The sequence below is a fragment of the Streptomyces sp. MMG1533 genome, from assembly GCF_001279775.1.
Classification (GTDB): Bacteria; Actinomycetota; Actinomycetes; order Streptomycetales; family Streptomycetaceae; genus Streptomyces.
Map to the genome: position 1 here is coordinate 1 of NZ_LGDG01000240.1, position 18,760 is coordinate 18,760.

16 protein-coding genes are annotated in these 18,760 nt (G+C 70.0%); 7 read left to right on the top strand and 9 right to left on the bottom strand.

Annotation, left to right across the window (positions count from 1 at the left end):
* Positions 1–84: 84 nt before the first annotated feature.
* From modB to ADK57_RS31760, 3 genes are all read right to left on the bottom strand, one after another.
* A complete protein-coding gene (gene modB, locus ADK57_RS31750) occupies positions 85–933 on the bottom strand; it encodes a molybdate ABC transporter permease subunit (protein ID WP_053753082.1) in 849 nt (282 codons plus the stop codon).
* A complete protein-coding gene (gene modA / locus ADK57_RS31755; protein ID WP_053753083.1) occupies positions 930–1,751 on the bottom strand; it encodes a molybdate ABC transporter substrate-binding protein in 822 nt (273 codons plus the stop codon). Before modA ends, modB begins: the two co-directional genes overlap by 4 nt.
* 174 nt (positions 1,752–1,925) lie before the next feature.
* Positions 1,926–2,321, bottom strand: a complete 396-nt coding sequence (locus ADK57_RS31760) for a TOBE domain-containing protein (RefSeq protein ID WP_053753084.1) — start codon at positions 2,319–2,321, stop codon at positions 1,926–1,928.
* A 103-nt stretch (positions 2,322–2,424) separates the two neighbouring features.
* Between ADK57_RS31760 and ADK57_RS31765 the strand changes: the two genes are divergently transcribed.
* Positions 2,425–3,030, top strand: a complete 606-nt coding sequence (locus tag ADK57_RS31765; RefSeq protein ID WP_053753085.1) for a DUF1707 SHOCT-like domain-containing protein — start codon at positions 2,425–2,427, stop codon at positions 3,028–3,030.
* A gap of 27 nt (positions 3,031–3,057) precedes the next feature.
* Here the strand turns inward: ADK57_RS31765 and ADK57_RS31770 are convergent, their stop codons facing one another.
* Positions 3,058–5,010: an APC family permease gene (locus ADK57_RS31770; RefSeq protein ID WP_053753086.1), complete on the bottom strand. Its 1,953-nt coding sequence runs from the start codon at positions 5,008–5,010 to the stop codon at positions 3,058–3,060.
* A 245-nt stretch (positions 5,011–5,255) separates the two neighbouring features.
* A complete protein-coding gene (locus ADK57_RS52060) occupies positions 5,256–5,387 on the bottom strand; it encodes a hypothetical protein (RefSeq protein WP_267890789.1) in 132 nt (43 codons plus the stop codon).
* A 151-nt stretch (positions 5,388–5,538) separates the two neighbouring features.
* On the opposite strand from ADK57_RS52060, the gene ADK57_RS31775 reads away from it, so the two are divergent.
* The 5 genes from ADK57_RS31775 to ADK57_RS31795 all read left to right on the top strand — a co-directional run bounded on the left by ADK57_RS31775 (position 5,539) and on the right by ADK57_RS31795 (position 11,521).
* The gene (locus ADK57_RS31775; RefSeq protein ID WP_078973450.1) at positions 5,539–7,044 is read left to right on the top strand and encodes a glycoside hydrolase family 43 protein; all 1,506 of its coding nucleotides are present in this window, start codon (positions 5,539–5,541) and stop codon (positions 7,042–7,044) included.
* A gap of 184 nt (positions 7,045–7,228) precedes the next feature.
* On the top strand, positions 7,229–8,521 hold the full coding sequence (locus tag ADK57_RS31780; protein WP_053753087.1) for an extracellular solute-binding protein: 1,293 nt from the start codon (positions 7,229–7,231) through the stop codon (positions 8,519–8,521).
* Positions 8,522–8,527: 6 nt separating this feature from the next.
* Positions 8,528–9,526 (top strand): carbohydrate ABC transporter permease, encoded by a 999-nt coding sequence (locus tag ADK57_RS31785; RefSeq protein ID WP_053753088.1) that lies wholly within the window; start codon positions 8,528–8,530, stop codon positions 9,524–9,526.
* 17 nt (positions 9,527–9,543) lie between these two features.
* Positions 9,544–10,395: a carbohydrate ABC transporter permease gene (locus ADK57_RS31790; RefSeq protein WP_053753152.1), complete on the top strand. Its 852-nt coding sequence runs from the start codon at positions 9,544–9,546 to the stop codon at positions 10,393–10,395.
* A 58-nt stretch (positions 10,396–10,453) separates the two neighbouring features.
* Positions 10,454–11,521: an endo-1,4-beta-xylanase gene (locus tag ADK57_RS31795; RefSeq protein WP_053753089.1), complete on the top strand. Its 1,068-nt coding sequence runs from the start codon at positions 10,454–10,456 to the stop codon at positions 11,519–11,521.
* A gap of 808 nt (positions 11,522–12,329) precedes the next feature.
* Here ADK57_RS31795 and ADK57_RS31800 read toward each other — a convergent pair.
* From ADK57_RS31800 to ADK57_RS31810, 3 genes are all read right to left on the bottom strand, one after another.
* The gene (locus ADK57_RS31800) at positions 12,330–13,382 is read right to left on the bottom strand and encodes a LacI family DNA-binding transcriptional regulator (protein WP_053753090.1); all 1,053 of its coding nucleotides are present in this window, start codon (positions 13,380–13,382) and stop codon (positions 12,330–12,332) included.
* A 225-nt stretch (positions 13,383–13,607) separates the two neighbouring features.
* Positions 13,608–13,814: a DUF5999 family protein gene (locus tag ADK57_RS31805; protein WP_030044060.1), complete on the bottom strand. Its 207-nt coding sequence runs from the start codon at positions 13,812–13,814 to the stop codon at positions 13,608–13,610.
* A 416-nt stretch (positions 13,815–14,230) separates the two neighbouring features.
* The gene (locus ADK57_RS31810) at positions 14,231–14,815 is read right to left on the bottom strand and encodes a hypothetical protein (protein ID WP_053753091.1); all 585 of its coding nucleotides are present in this window, start codon (positions 14,813–14,815) and stop codon (positions 14,231–14,233) included.
* Between the two features lie 559 nt (positions 14,816–15,374).
* On the opposite strand from ADK57_RS31810, the gene ADK57_RS31815 reads away from it, so the two are divergent.
* Positions 15,375–16,892 (top strand): glutamate-cysteine ligase family protein, encoded by a 1,518-nt coding sequence (locus ADK57_RS31815; protein ID WP_053753092.1) that lies wholly within the window; start codon positions 15,375–15,377, stop codon positions 16,890–16,892.
* 12 nt (positions 16,893–16,904) lie between these two features.
* Here ADK57_RS31815 and ADK57_RS31820 read toward each other — a convergent pair whose 3' ends face one another.
* Entirely contained in the window at positions 16,905–18,671 is a 1,767-nt protein-coding gene (locus tag ADK57_RS31820; RefSeq protein ID WP_053753093.1) for a substrate-binding and VWA domain-containing protein, read from the bottom strand.
* Positions 18,672–18,760: the final 89 nt, after the last annotated feature.

The window sequence follows — 18,760 nt, forward strand, 5'->3', positions numbered from 1 at the left end:
GGGTGGGGTGGGGTGGGTGTTTGTGGCTGGGTGGGCTTTGTGGGCTGGCGGTGTTTGTCGGCGGTGGGGTTGTACGGCGGTGCGTCATGACGCTGTCATCCAGCGGTCCCGCAGGCCCGCCAGGACCGCGATCGACACTGCCAGCAGGACCAGGCTGAGGGCGATCGCGGCTGCCGGGTCGTTCTGGAGGGCCAGGTAGACCGCGAGCGGCATGGTCTGGGTTCGGCCCGGGAAGTTGCCCGCGAAGGTGATCGTGGCTCCGAACTCGCCCAGGGCTCGGGCCCAGGCGAGGACGGAGCCCGCCGCGATGCCCGGCATGATCAGCGGCAGCGTGACCCGGCGGAACGCGGTGAAGCGGGAGGCGCCGAGGGTGGTGGCCGCCTCCTCGTAGCGCGGGTCGGCGGCGCGCAGGGTGCCCTCGACGCTGATGACCAGGAACGGCATCGCCACGAAGGTCTCCGCGAGGACCACGCCGGTCGTGGTGAACGGAAGCGTGATCCCGAACCAGGAGTCCAGCCACTGCCCGACCACGCCGTTGCGGCCGAGGGCGAGCAGCAGTGCCACGCCGCCGACCACCGGCGGCAGGACCAGGGGCAGGGTCACCAGAGCGCGGACCAGGCCGCGGCCAGGGAAGTCGGCGCGGGCCAGCAGCCAGGCCAGCGGTACGCCGAGGACCAGGCTCAGCGCGGTCGCCGCAGTGGCGCACACCAGGGACAGGCGGAGGGCCTCCCAGACCTCGGCGCTGGTCAGCTGCTCGGGGAGGCTGCGCCATGGAGCGCGTACGAGCAGGGCGACCAGCGGCAGGAGCAGGAATGCCAGGCCGACGAGGGCGGGGAGCAGGAGGGGCAGCGGCACACCTCGGCCGCCCCGGACACGCCGACGCGGCGGCCCACCCTCCAGGGCGACGGTGCCGGTCGTGTCGGGCCCGGTCATGGCTTGAGGAACCCGGCCCGGGTCAGGACCTTCTGGCCCTCGGCGGACTGCACCAGCTCGATGAATGCCTTGGCCGTGTCCGGGTTGGGGGCGTTCTTGAGGAGGGCGATCGGGTAGTCGTTGATGGCCTCGGCCGACTCGGGGAAGTCAACGCCCTCCACCTTGCCGCCCGCAGCCTTCACGTCCGTCTTGTAGACGACGGCGGCGTCGGCCTCCTTCAGCTCGACCTTCGTCAGGGCGCTCTTGACGTCCTGTTCGTAGGAGACCGGGGTGACCTTGAGGTTGCCGGCCTCCAGGGCCTTCTGGGCCGCGGAGCCGCACGGCACCGTCTTGTCGCACAGCACCACCTTCAGGCCGGACTTGGTGAGGTCCTTCAGGGAGGTGACCTTGTCGGGGTTGCCCGGCAGGGTGGCGATCTCCAGTTGGTTGCGGACGAAGGTGGCGGGCGTGCCGACCGCGTCCTTCTCCTTCGTCACGATCGCCATGGTCTTGGGGCTCGCGGCGGCGAACACGTCGGCCGGGGCGCCGCCCGTGATGTTCGCGGCGAGGGCGTCGCTGCCTGCGAAGCTGAAGGTGATCTTCGTGCCCGGGTGCTCCTTCTCGAACTCCTTGCCCAGGGTCGTGAAGCTCTCCTGGAGGGAGGCCGCGGCGAAGACGGTCACCGTGCCGGACGGTTTCGCCGATGAGCCGGACCCGGTGGCGCCGGAACCCGCGCCGGAGGAGCCGGACGAGGAGCACGCGCTCAGCGCCAGCAACGTGGCGGCTCCCCAGCAGCCCGCCTGCAGGGGCCGTCGGGTCCGGCGCACGGAACGCATCATCTCGGGTCCACTCCCTCGGTCTGCCTGGAGAAGAGCCCGTCGGACCCTTCCGATGCGCCGATCATACTTCCGCATGTGCGAGGTATAAGTCACCTGTCGCATCGCATGAGCCGGGGTGAATCGCGTGTGGAGTGGGCATGTGCGTTTCTGTGCGGGCCATGTCGGCGAGTGGTGTCAGACGCGGTCGATGTGCACGTTCGTCGACTTCACGCGGGCCGTCGCCTCCATGCCCACCTCCAGGCCGAGCTCCTCGACGGCTTCGCGGGTCAGCAGGGAGACGAGCCGGTGCGGGCCGGCCTGGATCTCGACCTGGGCGGCGACGTCGCCCAGCTTGATCGCGGTGACGATGCCGGGGAAGGCGTTGCGGGCGGAGGTGTACGGCGTGTCCTCGTCGGTGTTGCCGGCTTTGGCCAGCTCCACCGAGAACGCGGCCAGATCCCGCCCGTCGACGAGCCGTCGTCCGCTGTCGTCGCGGTGGGTCGCCACCCTGCCCGCGTCCGCCCAGCGGCGCGCGGTGTCGGGGCTCACGCCGAGCAGCCTTGCTGCCTGGCCGATTGTGTAGGACTGCATGCGGGTCACGATAGGGCCGCGAACAGGCAGCCGCGGATGTGGGGTTGGCCCGGAAGTGTGACGCGATATAGCGTTAGTCGTCGCCGTGGATCGGAGTGAGGGTATGTCGGACGAGCTCTCGCGTACCGGTGCGTCGTCGCCCGAGCTGAGGGCCTCGCACGCGGAGCGGGACCGGGTGGTGGACGTACTGCGCATCGCCGCGGGGGACGGCCGGCTGACCGCCGAGGAGCTCGACGAGCGCCTGGAGGCCGCCCTGACCGCGCGCACGATGGGCGAGCTGGCCGTGCTCACGACGGACTTGCCGACGGCCCTCGAAGAGGGCCCGGCGGGCGGGGCCGCGATCGAGGCCAAGGAGGTCGTCCGGATCGAGCAGGAGGGTGCCTCGGCTCGGCGCGACGCGGGCTGGGTGGTGCCGCGGCGGATGGAGATCCACTCCGAGTGGGGCGAGGTGACGCTCGACTTCACCGAGGCCGTGATCACGTACGACACCCTGCGCATCGACCTCGACATGCGGGGCGGCGCTCTGAGACTCGTGACCCGGCCGGGTGTCGTGGTGGACACCGACTCCCTGGTGACGCACTACGGCAAGGTGAAGACGCGGCGGCCGGCCGACTCGGATGCCCCGGTGGTGCTGCGCGTGGAGGTGACCGGAGAGCTGCGTTTCGGGCAGGTCGTGGTGCGCCCGCCGCGGCGCCTGTTCGGCAGGTAGCCGCGTCCGGAACCGGCCCCTCGGAGCTCAGCCGGTGTGGACGCGCGGTCGGCGGGGCCGGTCCGGTTCCGCCTCGCGCAGGACCTCTCGGGTGACCGGGGCGACCTCGCCCTGGCCGAAGAGGAAGAAGCGCAGGAAGTTGGCGAAGGGGTTGCCCTCGGTCCACTCGAAGTAGATGTGCGGGGTGCAGCCGGTCGAGTCGCGGACGTACAGGAGCAGGGCGGCCAGGGCGTTCGGAATGGAGGAGGACTCCAGGGTCAGGACGCGGTAGCGGTTGTGCAGGACCTCGCCGCGTACGGTCAGACTCGCCTCGAACTCGGAGGGGTCGAGGACCGTGACCTCGACGAAGACGAAGTCCTCGCCGGGGATGTCGTTGTCCTCCCGGATCTGTGCGATCTTGTCGCTGTACTCCGCCTTGTCCCGCTGGTCGGGCTCGTTGGCGATGAACCGGATCTTGCGGCTGGCCATGTCTCGGATGAAACGTTCCGCCATGTCGTCCAGCGTCACGCTGGTCACGCGCAGCTCGAAGGCGCGGGCCAGCCGGGACAGCAGCGAGACCAGGATGATGCCGGCGATGAAGCAGGCGCCGATCTTCACGCCGTCGGGGCGTTCGATGACGTTCAGGACGGTCGTGTAGAGGAAGACGGCCGAGATGACCGCGAAGGTGATCGTCCAGTTCCGCTGGCCGGCCTTGCGGGCGGCGATCGTCACGGCGATGGCCGCCGAGGAGATGAGAACCAGGACACCGGTGGCGTAGGCACCGCCCTGCGCGTCGACGTCGGCGTCGAAGATCCACGTGACCAGGAAGCCGATCAGGGTGAAGACGATGACCATCGGGCGTACCGCGCGGGCCCAGTGCGGGGCCATGCCGTAGCGGGGGAGGTAGCGGGGCATCAGGTTGAGCAGGCCGGCCATCGCGGAGGCGCCGGCGAACCAGAGGATGGCGATGGTCGAGACGTCGTAGACCGTGCCGAAGGCGCTACCCAGATAGTCGTGTGCGAGAAACGCCAGTGCGCGTCCGTTCGCCTGGCCGCCCGACTCGAACTCCTTCTCCGGTATCAGCAGGGTGGTGATGAAGCTGGTGGCGATCAGGAAGACGCTCATGATCAGGGCGGCGGTGGTGAGCAGCTTCTTCGTGTCGCGGATCCGGCCGGTCGGCCGCTCGTCCGTGTCGTCGGGGTCGCCCTGGACGTGCGGCATGACCGCGACACCGGTCTCGAAGCCGGAGAGGCCGAGGGCCAGCTTGGGGAAGACCAGCAGGGCCACGCCGACCATGGCGAAGACGTTGCCGTGTTCGGCGGTCAGGGCGCTGGACCAGTCGGTGATCACGTGGCCGGCCGTGATGACGTGCCACAGGCCGACGATCACGACGACGAGGTTCAGCGTGAGGTAGATGCCGACCAGGACGACCGCGACGCCGATCGCCTCCAGGAAGCCCTTCAGGAACACCGCGCCGAGCAGCGCCACGAGGATCAGAGTGACGATCATCTGCTTGTCGTGCAGCGCGCCGGTGAGGTGCGGGTTCTCGATCAGGTGGGTCGAGGCGTCCGCCGCCGACAGGGTGATGGTGATCAGGAAGTCGGTGGCGGCGAAGCCGAGCAGGGTCAGGACGAACAGCTTGCCCTTCCAGAAGGACAGCAGCCGTTCCAGCATCGCGATCGAGCCCTCGCCCCGGGGGCTTTCCTCGGCCACCCGCCGGTACACGGGCAGAGCGCCCGCGAGGGTGACGATCACGAGCACGATGGTCGCCACGGGGGACAGCAGACCGGCCGCGAGTGCCGCGATGCCCGGCTGGTAGCCGAGGGTGGAGAAGTAGTCGACTCCGGTCAGGCACATGACCCGCCACCAGCGCTGACCCTTGTGTGCGGGCTCAGGCGCGGAGTGCGGGCCCTGGGGGCCGCCGCCCTTGCCCATGTCGGCCAGGCCTTCCAGCATCCAGGAGCGCAGGCGACTGGACGGAGGGTGTTCGGTGGTGGCCATCGGGCGTGCTCCTGAGGTGCGGGTCAGCGCGTGGATCCGGCCATCACGCGTGCGGCCGGATCAGCGTAAGCGGAGAGTGATGCCAAGGCCCACGGATGAAGGGGGTGAGCGCGTCAAGCTTCCGTTAAGACTGTCCGTGGGGGCGCCAGTGACGTATCAAGAAGGGAGCTTGCGCAGTATTTCGGGACGGTTTGGTCCCTGCAGGGAGGGGGCGGTCCCTCGGGCAGGGCGGGCACTCAGCGTCATCACGCCGGGCTCCGCACGTCGAGGACCGGGCCTGTACCGCCGACGAGGGCCGCCGGGTTCTGGCCGCCGGTGGTGATGGCCGGCGCAGCGCGTCGCCGAGCCCCGGCGCCGAGGCCGTCGGCGCCCTCCACGCGGAGAGGATGCCCGGCGCGGATGATGCCCGCCCGGAGCCCTCGACGTCTTGCCCGTCTCTCCAGGGCCACCTACAGTGCAGCTCCGTAACGTTCGCCGGATCATCCGAAAGTTTCGCCCCCGCCGCGACGCTCGAAGGGACTGACGCGCATGCGGACGTACGGCAATCCTGTGATCGGTGGCTTCCATCCGGACCCGAGTGTGTGCCGGGTCGGTGAGGACTACTACCTCGTGTGCTCGAGCTTCGAGTACTTCCCCGGCGTACCGCTCTTCCACAGCCGTGACCTCGTGCACTGGCGCCAGATCGGCAACGTCCTCGACCGGCCGGGCCAGTTGGAGCTGCCCGGTGACACCGTGGCCTCCGGTGGGATCTACGCTCCGACGATCCGCCACCACGACGGCCGCTTCTACATGATCACGACCAACGTCTCCGGCAACGGCAACTTCCTTGTCACCGCCGACCGTCCCGAGGGGCCCTGGTCCGACCCGGTGTGGATCGACCTGCAGGGTATCGACCCCGACCTGGCCTGGGACGACGACGGCGCCTGTTGGTGTGCCGTCTCGGGCGTCCGGGTCGCGCGCATCGACCCGGTGACGGGCAAGGTCCTCGAAGGGCCGCTGCCGGTGTGGTCCGGGACGGGACTGCAGCATCCCGAGGCGCCGCACCTCTACCGCATCGGCGACTGGTGGTACCTGATGCTGGCCGAGGGCGGCACCGCACACGGCCACAGCGTCTCGATCGCCCGCGCCCGCGACCCGCGCGGCCCCTACGAGCCTGCGCCGGCCAACCCGGTCCTCTCGCACAGCGGCACCGACCTGCCCATCCAGTGCACCGGCCACGCAGACCTGGTCCAGGCGCCTGACGGCACCTGGTGGATGCTGCTCCTTGCCACCCGCCCGCGCGGCTTCTTCCCGTCCTTCCACGTCCTGGGCCGGGAGACGTTCCTGACCCCGGTTAAGTGGGCGGACGGCTGGCCCCGCGTCGGTCCGGTGCGTGAGCGGCATCCGGCGCCGGCCGGCCCGCACCCCGTCCAACTCCCGCCGGAGCGGGACGACTTCGACGCCGGGCACCTGGCGCCGCTCTGGATCTCCCCACGCAGCAGGCCCGAGGGATCCTGGTCGCTGAGCGAGCGGCCGGGGTGGCTGACCCTGCGGGCGACGGGCGACAGCCTCGACCGGCCGGGCCACACCTTCTTGGGGCGCCGTCAGCAGCACCCGCAGTGCCGGGTGGCGGCACGCCTGGACCCCGGAACCGCCCGCGCGGGCCTGTCCGTTCGCATGGACGAAGCGCACCACTACGACATCGAGGTCGCCGGGGGAGAGGTGAGTGTCGTCGCCCGGATCGGTCCGGTGCGGCAGTGTCTCGTCCGTCGGGCCGTGCCTTCGGGGCCGGTCACGCTCGTCGTCGAGTTCCGTTCCACCTCACCCGTGCCGCCGACCGTCACGAGCTCGCGGGAAGAGGCCCCCGGAGTCAGGCCCGGCGGTCCCGACACGGTCGTCTTCACGGTCGAAGACGGTGAGCCGCTGGCCGAACTCGACGGCCGCTACCTGTCCACACAGGTCGCCGGCGGCTTCACCGGCCGTGTGATCGGCATGTACGTCACCGAGGGCAGCGCGTCCTTCGACTGGTTCGCGTACACGCCGTCGGGTTCCTGAAGCAGCGGCTTTCCGGAACAAGTCGGCGGCGAACTCCCTCAACAATTCCCCGCGTACAAGGGGTTGCCACCGTTTGGGAGCTGTCTCTAGGGTGCGGCAACAACGAACCTTTCTGGATCAACTCCGAAACATTCGGTCCAGCGGACAGGCGTGGACGCGCCGTCCCGTACCCAAGGAGCGCAACATGGGCGACCCGGCACTGTCCCGCCGCGGGTTCCTGGCGGCGTCCGCCGCGGCCGGTCTGAGCATGACGGCACTGAGCGGCTGCGGCGGCGACTCGGACGGAGGGTCGTCGGGGACGACCACGATCGAGTGGTGGAACATCTCGACCACCGAGCCCACGAAGGGCGTCTGGGCCGCACTGGCCAAGAAGTTCGAGGCCCAGAACCCCAAGGTGAAGATAAAGATCGTCCAGCTGGAGAACGACGCCTTCAAGTCGAAGATGACGGCGCTGACCGCCTCCGGGAAGCTCCCGGACATCTTCCACACCTGGGGCGGCGGTGTCCTGAAGCAGCAGGTCGACGCGGGGCTCGTCGAGGACCTCACGGACCGCACCAAGCCGTGGGGCGACGAACTGCTGTCGGTCGCGAAGGAGCCGTACCTGCTCGACGAGAAGGTCTACGGCGTCCCGTTCGACATCGGCATGATCGGCTTCTGGTACAACAAGGCGCTCTTCAAGCAGGCCGGCATCAGCGCGCCCCCCACCACGTGGAGCGGCTTCCTCGACGCCGTGGGCAAGTTGAAGGCCAAGGGCATCACCCCCCTCGCCCTGGCGGGCAAGGAGACGTGGACCGGCATGTACTACTGGGCCTACCTCGCGATGCGCACCGCCGGCGCCGAGGCCCTGCAGAAGGCCAACAACGACAAGGACTTCACGGGGGCCGATTTCGTCGAGGCCGGCGAGCACCTCAAGGAACTCGTCGACCTCCAGCCCTTCCAGAAGGGCTTCCTGGGCGCCGCCTACTCCAGCCCCACCGGCCAGGCCGCCGCGGTCGGCAACGGCAAGGCCGCGATGGAACTCATGGGCCAGTGGGCACCGGTCGTCGAGGCGGACGCCGGCAAGGGACTCGGGGAGGACCTCGGCTTCTTCCCGTTCCCGGCGGTCGAGGGCGGCAAGGGCGCCATCACCGAGGTGTTCGGCGGGGGCGGCGGACACGCCCTGCGCCAGGGCGCGCCCCAGGCCGCCGTCGACTTCCTGAAGTTCTTCGCCTCCGAGACCACCGACCTGGAACTCGTCAAGAAGACCGGCGTCCTCCCGGTGGTCCCGAGCGCCGAGAGCGCCATCGCCGACCCGAACATCAAGGCCGTACAGGCGCAGTTGAAGAGCGCCACCGGCTTCCAGCTCTACCTCGACCAGGCGTACGCGCCCGCCCTCGGCCAGGAGGTCAACGACAGCGTCGGCGCGCTGATCGCCGGCTCCAAGTCCCCCGAACAGGTCACCGAGTCGATCACCAAGGTCGCGAAGGAAGAGCAGTAGCCGGCGATGACCTCCACGTTCCTTCCGGACAAGAGGACCGGCCCCGACATCGACGTTCCGCCCCCGGCCGCAGACAGCGCCCGGGGGCGGGCCCGGCGCCGCGCGCTCAACTGGTTCACCGCGGTCGGCTTCCAGCTGCCGGCCCTCGTGCTGTTCGGCGCACTGGTGCTGCTGCCGATCCTGTTCGCCCTGTACGCCGCCTTCTTCCGCTGGGGCGGCTTCGGCATGCCCTCCGACTACATCGGCGTCGACAACTTCACCCGGCTCTTCGACGACCCGGTCTTCCTGGGTGACCTGTGGCGCTGCCTCGTCCTGGTCCTGCTCTCGCTCGCCCTCCAGCTGCCGTTCGCGCTCGCCATGGCCGTCCTGCTCAACCAGCGGATGCGCGGCCGGGCCGTCTACCGGATGCTGTTCTTCGCGCCGTACGTGCTGTCCGAGGCCATCACCGGCGTGCTGTTCAGCATGATCTTCGCTCCGGACAGCGGTCTCGCCGACCAGGTCCTGAGCAGTGTCGGCCTGGACGGCCTCGGCGGGACCTGGTTCGCCGATCCCTCCACCGTCATGGCGACCCTCTTCCTCGTCATGACCTGGAAGTACTTCGGCTTCCACATGATGCTCTACCTGGCCGGACTCCAGTCCATCCCCGCCGAGTTGACCGAGGCGGCGCTCATCGACGGCGCGAACGCCTGGCAGCGGTTCCGCAACGTCACCCTGCCGCTGCTGGCGCCGACCCTGCGCATCAGCGTCTTCCTCTCCGTCATCGGCTCCATCCAGCTCTTCGACCTGGTGTGGGTGACGACCGCGGGCGGCCCCGACCACCACTCCGAGACCATGGCCGTGACCATGTTCCAGTACGGCTTCAAGCGCTACCAGGTCGGCTACGCCAGCGCGATCAGCGTCGTCATGTTCGGCATCAGCCTCGTCTTCGCCCTCGCCTACCAGCGGTTCGTGCTCCGCCGCGATCTGGAAGGGGCCACCACGACCATGCGAGGGGGCGGGAAGTGACGATCACTCAGAAGGCCATGGCCACGCAGAAATCGGCGACCACTCAGAAACCGCGTGGGAAGTCACTGCCGGTCCACCTCGTTCTCGGCTTCGTCGGCGCGGTGATGGCCGTACCGCTGCTCTATGCGGTGGTCTCCGGCTTCAAGTCCACCGACGAACTCTCCCGCAACCCGATCGGGCTGCCCGACTCGTGGGTGACCTCCAACTACACCGGCATCCTCGGCTCGGGCGCGTTCTGGCAACTCCTCGGCAGCAGCACGGTGATCGCGGTGGGGACGACCGTCATCGTCGTGGCGGTCTCCGCACTCGCCGCCTTCTCCTTCGCGCGGTTCGCCTTCCGCGGGCGGGAGGTGCTGTTCACCGTGTTCACGATGGGGCTGATGTTCCCCTTCGCGGTGGCGGCGCTGCCGCTGTTCCTGCTGCTGCGCTCCATGGGCCTGCTCGACAACCCACTCGGCGTGATCCTCCCGCAGGCCGCCTTCGGACTGCCGATGACGATCATCATCCTGCGCGGCTTCTTCCGGCAGATTCCGGGGGAGTTGGAGGAGGCGGCCACGCTCGACGGGTGCAGCCCGTTCGGATTCTTCTGGCGGGTGCTGCTGCCCATGGCACGGCCCGCGCTCGGGACCGTGTCGGTCCTCGCCGTCGTCACCAGCTGGAACAACTTCTTCCTGCCGCTGCTGGTGTTCACCGACTCCACGTGGTGGACCATCCCGATCGGCGTCCAGCAGTTCCAGGGCCAGTACACGACGGAGACCGCCAAGGTCTTCGCCTACCTGGTGCTGGCCATGGTCCCCGCCCTCGCCTTCTACTCGGTCGCCGAGCGCCAGCTCGTCGGCGGCCTCACCGCCGGCGCCACGAAGGGATGACCGCGCCGGCGGTCGTACGGCTCACCCGCTCCCCCATCCGCACGTGAGGAGTCGCACCATGCGCACCACGACGATCCGCTCCCGCACCCGGCTCAGACTCGCCGGCGCGCTCGCCGCCGTCCTGGTCGGTGCAGGGATCGCCACCGGGCCGACGGCCCAAGCGGAAGGAAAGCCTCCGACGCTGGCCGACCTCGCCCAGCGCCACGGCCGTTACTACGGCAGTGCCACCGACAATCCCGAGCTCGTCGACGAGCCGTACAAGGCCATCCTCGGCAGCGAGTTCGACATGATCACGCCGGGCAACGGCATGAAGTGGTACGCCACCGAGCCCCAGCAGGGGGTCTTCGACTGGTCCAAGGGCGACGAGATCGTGAACCTCGCCCGGGCCAACCACCAGAAGGTGCGCGGCCACACGCTGGTGTGGCACAGCCAGCTGCCCGGCTGGCTCACCGGCCGTGACTGGACGGCGACCGAACTGAGGGCCGTACTGAAGAAGCACATCCAGGCGGAGGTACGGCACTACAAGGGCAAGATCTACGCCTGGGACGTCGTCAACGAGGCGTTCAACGAGGACGGCACCTACCGCGAGACGATCTTCTACAAGACGCTCGGCCCCGGCTACATCGCCGACGCGCTGCGCTGGGCCCACCAGGCGGACCCGAAGGCCAAGCTCTACCTCAACGACTACAACGTCGAGTCCGTCGGGCCGAAGAGCGACGCCTACTACGAGCTGGCCAAGGAACTCCGAGCACAGGGCGTGCCGCTCCACGGCTTCGGCCTCCAGGCACACCTCGCCCTTCAGTACGGCTATCCGGCCACGCTGGAGGACAACCTCCGCCGCTTCTCCCGGCTCGGCCTCGACACCGCGCTCACCGAGGTGGACGTCCGCATGTACGTGCCCGCGGACGAGGCGAAGCTGGCCACGCAGGCCGAGTGGTACCGGGACATGACCGAGGCCTGCCTCGCGGTGCGCCGGTGCGTGGGCATCACGCTGTGGGACTACACGGACAAGTACTCGTGGATCCCCGCCTTCTTCGAGGGCGAGGGCGCGGCGCTCCCCTGGGACGAGCAACTGGCCCCGAAGCCGGCGTACTTCGCGATCCGGGAGGCGCTGGGCGGAAAGTAGCGGTGCTGCTGCCGGGGCCGGCGACCAGGATCGGCCCTGCGCGCACGCCCGGCGGAGAGGAGGGGACCCCGTCGGGGTGACCCGGCCCGGCGGTGCTCGGCACTGCTGGGCCGGGGTGTGCTCGGGGGTGTTGGGGCGGGGTGTGTTCGGGGTGTTGGGCGGGTGTGTTCGGGGCGTCGGTCCGGGGTGGCCGGGGCGTCGGACTGAAAGTGTCCGGGCGTGGTCGGACTGAGGTGTCCCCGGCGGCGTCGGACTGAGGCATGTCCGGATCGGCGGCTCGGGGGAAGAGCTACGGCTGCGCCGGCCCGGGGGAGGAGTTCCGGCGGCGGTGGGCCCGCGCCTGCGGGTCTGCCGAGTCGGTCGGCGCTCCCGGAGCGGGGCGGCTTCGTGCACGGTTGCCGCGACGCGCAGAGTCAGCCGTTCGCTGCCGGTGGTGCCGACCGACTGCGTCAGCTGCCCCCGCAGCCGTGCTTGGCCGACGGAGGTCGGACGGGTCGGTTCGGTCCCTCTGGGCCGGTGGTGGCGATTGCTTGCGTCGGCTGTTCGTTGTCGGGAGCGGCCGGAACGGTGGGAGCGGCGGGAGCGTCAGGGCCGCGCGGCACCGTTTCCTTTGGCTGCTGCTGCTGCTGCTGCTGCTGCGGTCGGACGGGTCGGACGGGTCGGCTGGGTGTCTCCGGGCCGGTGTCGGCGGATGCTTGCGCCGGCTTTCGTCATCGGGAGTGCCCGGACGGCCCGACAGCCGTCCTTCGGCGGTGGCGGTGGCGGTGGCGGTGGCGATGGCGATGGTGGCGGCGGTCGGCGGATCGGCTCAGCCCCTCCTCGCCGGTGGTGCCGTGCTTGCTCGCACCACCAGATCGGTCCCCAGCTCGACCCGCGGTGAGTCCGGCTGTTCGTCGCGGGCCAGGCGGAGGACCGTGCGGACGGCGAGCTTGCCCATGTCGGCGAGGGGCTGGCGGATCGTGGTGAGGGGCGGGGCCGACCAACGGACTTCCGGAAGGTCGTCGAAACCGACCACGCTCATGTCCTCCGGGACGCGCAGACCACGTCGGCGCAGTGCCTCGATGGCGCCGAGTGCCATCTGGTCGCTGGCCGCGAACACGGCGGTCGGCGGCTCGGGCAGGTCGAGGAGGGTGTTGCAGCCGGCGAAGCCGGATTCCGGGTGGAAGTCGCCGGGGGCGACGAGGGAGTCGTCCAGTGCGAGGCCCGCGCCCTCCAGAGCAGCCCGGTAGCCGTCGAAGCGGGCCCGGGAGCAGAGCAGTCGGGGCGGGCCCGCGATCAGGCCGATTCTGCGGTGGCCCAGCGACAGCAGGTGCTCGGTGGCCGCCATGCCGCCCGCCCAGTTGGCGGCGCCGACCGTGGGGACGTCGAGGGCGGGGGAGCCGGCCGGGTCGACGACCACGAGCGGGACGCCGAGGATGCGCAACTCGTCGTGCAGGACCGGCTCCAGCACCGAGGTGACGAGGATGACGCCGTCGGAGGCGCGGGCCCGCAGGTTGCGCATCCATTCACGGGCGTCTCCCGTGCGTCCGTGGATCGCCGACACCACCGTGCCCACGCCGGCCGCGTGCGCGACCTCCTCCACGCCTCGGATGATCTCCACCGCCCAGGGGCTGTCGAGGTCGTTGAAGACGAGGTCGAGCAGGGCGGCACGGGTGCCGGGGGCCGCGGGCCGCTTGCGGTAGCCGTGCCGTTGGAGCAGGTCCTCGACCCGGGCCCGGGTCTGCGGCGAGACGTCGGACCGGCCGTTGACGACCCGGGACACGGTCGGCACCGAGACCCCGGCCCGCCGGGCGATCTCCGTGATCGTGACCTTGCCCCGGGCCTCTGCCGCCGCCCCGGCGTCGGCCTCGCGTGCTGCCACTTCCCCACCTCCGTACCCGACTGCCCTTCGAAACTTCCAGGAGTCTTCCGGAAAGCGGGTGGTCGTGGGAAGAGGCCACGCCCGGAAGGTACGAGGGACCGCATCACACACGAGGGGCTACGGGGAGTGACCGACCCCGGACATGCGTCGGGGCCGGTGCGCAGTAACGCTGCGAGCCGGCCCCTCGGATACTCCGGGCGGTGCGGTGTGCCGCCCGGTGGTGCCTCAGGCGGCCGTCATCACCTGGGCGGTGCCCAGCGGGCGGTGCGGGGCGATGACCCGTCCGTCCGGCAGCAGCTCACCGGTGTCCTCGAAGAGCAGAACGCCGTTGCACAGCAGACTCCACCCCTGTTCCGGGTGGTGCGCCACGAGACGCGCGGATTCCCGGTCGGCGGAGTCGGCTGTCGGACACGGTGTCTGGTGCTGGCACATTGGCGGGATCTTTCGCTCTGTCGTGCTGGGTCGGATGGCTGTGGTGTCTGTCGCGCGGCTTGAAGCTTCGTTCATGGCCGGCCCCCGTTGTGATAAGTCGGTCGGAACCCAGTGTTGCCCCACGGGCGTCATTCCGCAGGGATTTAGCAGCACCGCTTCTCACAGGTTGATGACGCATCACCCGCGCGGACGGTTCATTCCAACTGCACTGTCACTTCGGATGGTTCGTGGTGGCCGGATGGGGCTAGTCCAGGCGGGTACGCGGTCATGTCAGGCTCGTACGAGCCGTAAAGCGCTCGTACGAGCAATATGGTCGGCGGAATTCTCCGTACGAGCGTAAGCCCGCCGAAAACGGCGTCGTACCCCGCTACCCGGAATTCGGGAACGGGGTACGAAGGTCGCCGCGGCGGAGAACGTCAGGCCGGTGAGCTCAACAGGGGCGCCGGAGTCACGCGATGGGTGAGCACCGGCAGCAGGTCGGCCACCTGGTGCGGACGGTGCGCGGCGATTCCGGGCGGTGCCGGCGCCAGCGGGACGAGCAGATCCGCGGCGGCGGGGTCGCCGGTGGCGCCGTCCGCGGCGCAGTCGCCGTGCAGCCAGAGTGTGAGCATGTAGAGGCGGGGTACCGACAAGAGCCGCGGCTGGTAGGGCTGCGTCATGGTCTCGGCCTGACGCAGCGCCCGTTCGGTGGACGCGATGTACGGCCCCTCGAAGAAGCGGGAGAACGCCCAGCCGTCGGGGGTCAGCATGGTCTCCGCCGCGGCCACGGCGCGGTCGCCGCAGCGGATCAGGAAACGCCAGCCGGACAGCCGGGTGGCGGGGACGCCCGAGGCGTCGACGCCGTCCAGGACGTGTACCGGCAGCGGGAGTTCTGGCGTGGCAGGGCCCTGGGTATGCAGCAAGGACGGAGTTCGGGCCTCGCGGACCGCGGTGGGGGAACCCAGCGCGGTGAGGACGGAGCGAAGTGCGGGCGCGGGAGCCGGTGGGACATGCAGCGGCATGGTGGGTCGCCTCTCATTCGACAGGCACAGTGGCGCGAGGGCGGGGTGGGGCGGGGGCGGACGGCGCTGTCAGCTCACGTGGTCAGAGAGGCGGGGGCCGTGGTCCGTGACCAGGGATGCACGCGAGGCCTGCCGTACGTCACCTGGCGGCAGGATCGAGGGCCGCGGGCGCCAGCCTTCTGCCTTGTTCGCGGAGTTTATACGACGCATGTTCAGACGATGTTTCGTCTAGCCGTTTCCGGTGAGGAGAACAAGGATCCATTCGGTCGACGATTCGCGGTAATCATCCCGATTCCGGGCGGGCCGTGCGGCGATGACCTCGGGAAATAGCGCGAGGGCGGACGGCCCATTCTCGTCGGCGTTTTTCACGAGCTCCACTGGGAACTCGAAACTGCACGGTGCATCATGCCTGGCGAATGTGCCAGTGGGCACTTCCGTCAGAGTAGCGGCTGCCGGGCCCGCGCGGGACGTTATCGATCGCCTCGGCTGGGCATCATCCCACCTGACCCGGACATCGGCGGCCGGTCTTCGGCCCGCCCACGCGAGGAGGGACGCTTCGATGGGGGAGAAGGTCGTGGCAGGTCAGTTCGACCTGTCCGATCGCCAGCGCTACCGCGACAAGCTCCGGCGGAACCTGACGGGGCTGGAGCGACTCCTGGCCGAGAAGCGGTTCGACCGCCCGAAGAACCTCATGGGGCTGGAGATCGAACTGAATCTCACCGGGGCCGACGGCATGCCGAAAATGCTGAATGCGCAGGTGCTCGAACGCATCGCAAGCCGAGATTTCCAAACAGAACTCGCCATGTTCAACCTGGAAGTCAACATAGCCCCACACAGATTGGGAGGGCGAGTATTCGACCGCCTCGCGGAGGAGCTCCGCACCTCGCTGGCATATGCCGAAAGGAAAGCGGGCGAGCTCGACGCGGGAATCGTGATGATCGGCATTCTGCCGACCCTCGACCGGGACGACCTGGTCTCCTCCAACCTCTCCGACGTCGACCGCTACGCCCTGCTCAACGAGCAGATCGTGGCCGCCCGCGGCGAGGACTTCGCGCTCGACATCGACGGCGTGGAGCGCCTGAGCTGCACCTCGAAGTCGATCGCGCCCGAAGCCGCCTGCACCTCGGTGCAGCTCCACCTCCAGGTCACCCCGGGGCGCTTCGCCGACGTGTGGAACGCCGCCCAGGTCGTCGCCGCCGCCCAGATAGCCGTCGGTGCCAACTCGCCGTTCCTGTTCGGCCGCGAGCTGTGGCGCGAGTCCCGCCCGCCGCTGTTCCAGCAGTCCACCGACACCCGCCCGCCCGAACTCCAGGCCCAGGGAGTCCGCCCGCGCACCTGGTTCGGTGAGCGCTGGATCTCCTCCGCGTACGACCTCTTCGAGGAGAACCTGCGCTACTACCCGGCCCTGCTGCCCATCTGCGACGTCGAGGACCCCCTGGACGTCCTCGACGAGGGCGGCGTCCCGAAGCTCGCCGAGCTCGTCCTGCACAACGGCACCGTCTACCGCTGGAACCGCCCGGTCTACGGCATCGCCGACGGCGTCCCGCACCTGCGCGTCGAGAACCGCGTGCTGCCCGCCGGCCCCACCATCACCGACGTCATCGCCAACGCGGCCTTCTACTACGGCGTCGTCCGCGCCCTCGCCGAGGAGTCGCGGCCGGTCTGGAGCCGCATGCCGTTCGAGGCGGCCGCCGCCAACTTCGACGCGGCGTGCAAGCACGGCATCGACGCGCGCCTCATCTGGCCCCGGCGCGGGCGGTACGGCGGTACGACCGAGGTCGACGCCGTCAGCCTCGTACGCGACGAACTGCTGCCGCTGGCCGAGGCCGGCCTCGACGCGTGGGGCGTCGAACCCGCCGACCGGGACTTCTACCTCGGCGTCATCGAGGAGCGGTGCCGACGCCGGGTCAACGGAGCGTCCTGGCAGTCCGCGACCTTCCACCGGGCCCTGGAGACCGGCCTGTCCCGGGAGGCCGCGCTGGCCGCGACGACCCGGCGCTACCGCGAACTGATGCACCAGGGCGAGCCGGTGCACACGTGGCCGGTGGGCTTGCCGGAGCCGGTGCTGCTGGGATGAGCGAGCGGGGCGTCAGCCGGTGCCCTGTGCCCCCGCCGCCACGATCGCCTTCAGGATCACCGAGTGGATCTGGGACGGGTCGCTGACCTCCTGGCCGGAGCCGCCGGTCGCCTTGGCGATCTGCCGGGCCTCCTCACGATCGGCGTCCGGGCCGACGGCGATCATGATGAGGGGGACCCGCCGTTCGGGGTCGGTGAGCTTCTCCAACCGGATGACGAGGTCGGCGCGCGAGATGCTGCCGGGGTCCTGGTTCACGCCGTCGGTGAGCACGACCAGCGCGTTGAACTTGCCCTTGACGTAGGAGGACGTCGCCGCCTTGTACGCGGCGAGCGTGGTGTCGTACAGACCGGTGGCCCCGTTCGGCACCGGCGTCAGGCTGCTGAACGCCGCCGCGAGCCGGTCCCGCTGGGTGCCGGTGCCCGCGCGGTCGCCGAGTCGCTCGGTCGGCACGAGGACGCGGTAGTCCTTGTCGCCGTCCAGCTTCGTGGAGAAGTCCCACAGCCCGATCTCGTCCTCGGGCGTGAACGTGGCGAGGGCCTGCAGCAGCGACGTCTTCGTCACGTCCATGCGCGAGCGGTCCGTGCCCGGCACGGTCTCCGACATCGAGGAGGAGGCGTCCACGACCGTGGTGATCCGGGCGCTCTGCACCGTGATCGTCCACATGCCGAGCGCTTCCTGGAGCGCGACCTGCGAGGCCGGTTTGGCGGCGGGCTCCGCGTACGGCTGCGCAGCGCTGCCGCCGGCTCCCGCGACCAGCTCCTTCGGCACCTCGTCGTCCGAGGTCCTGAAGCCGTGCCGCTCCAGCAGCCGTAACTGCTCCGGCTGCCTCAGGTAGGTCATGAAGCGGATCGCGGCCCGGCTCTGGTCGGTCGTCAGCCCCTGGTCGACCAGGGTGTAGGGGTAGTCGAGCCGGGGCGAACCGTCCTCGGGATAGAAGAAGTCCAGGCTGCCGCCGCTGTCGGCCGACGAGTTGTACCCGAACGCGGCCTGCTCGGTGAGGATCAGCGCCTGGTTGCGCTTCGGGTTGCCCTGCTCGGTGCCCGAGGAGTTGCGCGGCAGCGTGTCAAGGACCTGCCCGTCACTGTCGGAGGTGCGCTGCGACAGCGTCTTCATCATCGCCGCGGCCTGCGTGTCACCGCCCTCGGCCGCGGCGGCCGCCGTGTTCAGACGGGTGAGCGCGAGCAGCCCGGTCGCGCTGCGCGCGGGGTCGGCCGCGCCGAGCTTGAGCGAGTCGTCCCGCTGGGCGGCGCCGGCCAGTTCGATCAAGTCGTACGTCTTCTTCGGCCACCCCAGCGACTTCGCCGCCGTCGGCACCATCGCCACTCCGACCGGCGTGGAGGCGACCTCGCCCACGGGGGACACCTCCGGCGCCTCGCTGGCCACCCTGAGCCGCTGGACCCACAGGTCGGAGTCCGGCACCCACACCTGAACGTCGGTCTTGTCGCCGGCCAGCAGTGTGTCCGTCACCTTGTACGCGTCGCGCGCGGTCACCTCGACGGCGACGCAGCGTCCGTCGGAGGTCAGGTCGTCGTCGCGGGCCCGCTGCGCCGCGGCCGTGAGGGCGGGCGCCAGATCGGGGGAGGCGGCGAGCTTCAGCCGTACCGGGTCGTCCTGGCAGGACGAGCCGAAGGAGAGCAGCCCGCTCCGGACGGCGGCCGCCGTGCCGCCGGCGACGGTCAGGACGAGGACCGTGGCCAGGGCGACCGTACGGCGGCGCGCGCGTGGACGGGGGTCGCTGCCGCCCGCCCCATACTGATCGGGCAAGCTGTGACGTCCCATGACGGTGGTGTCCCTCCCTGTTGAGTCCCGTGCCGGAATCCGGCCGTATGGCATGCAAAGGGGAGGTACGCCCCGTACGGCGTCCGCCC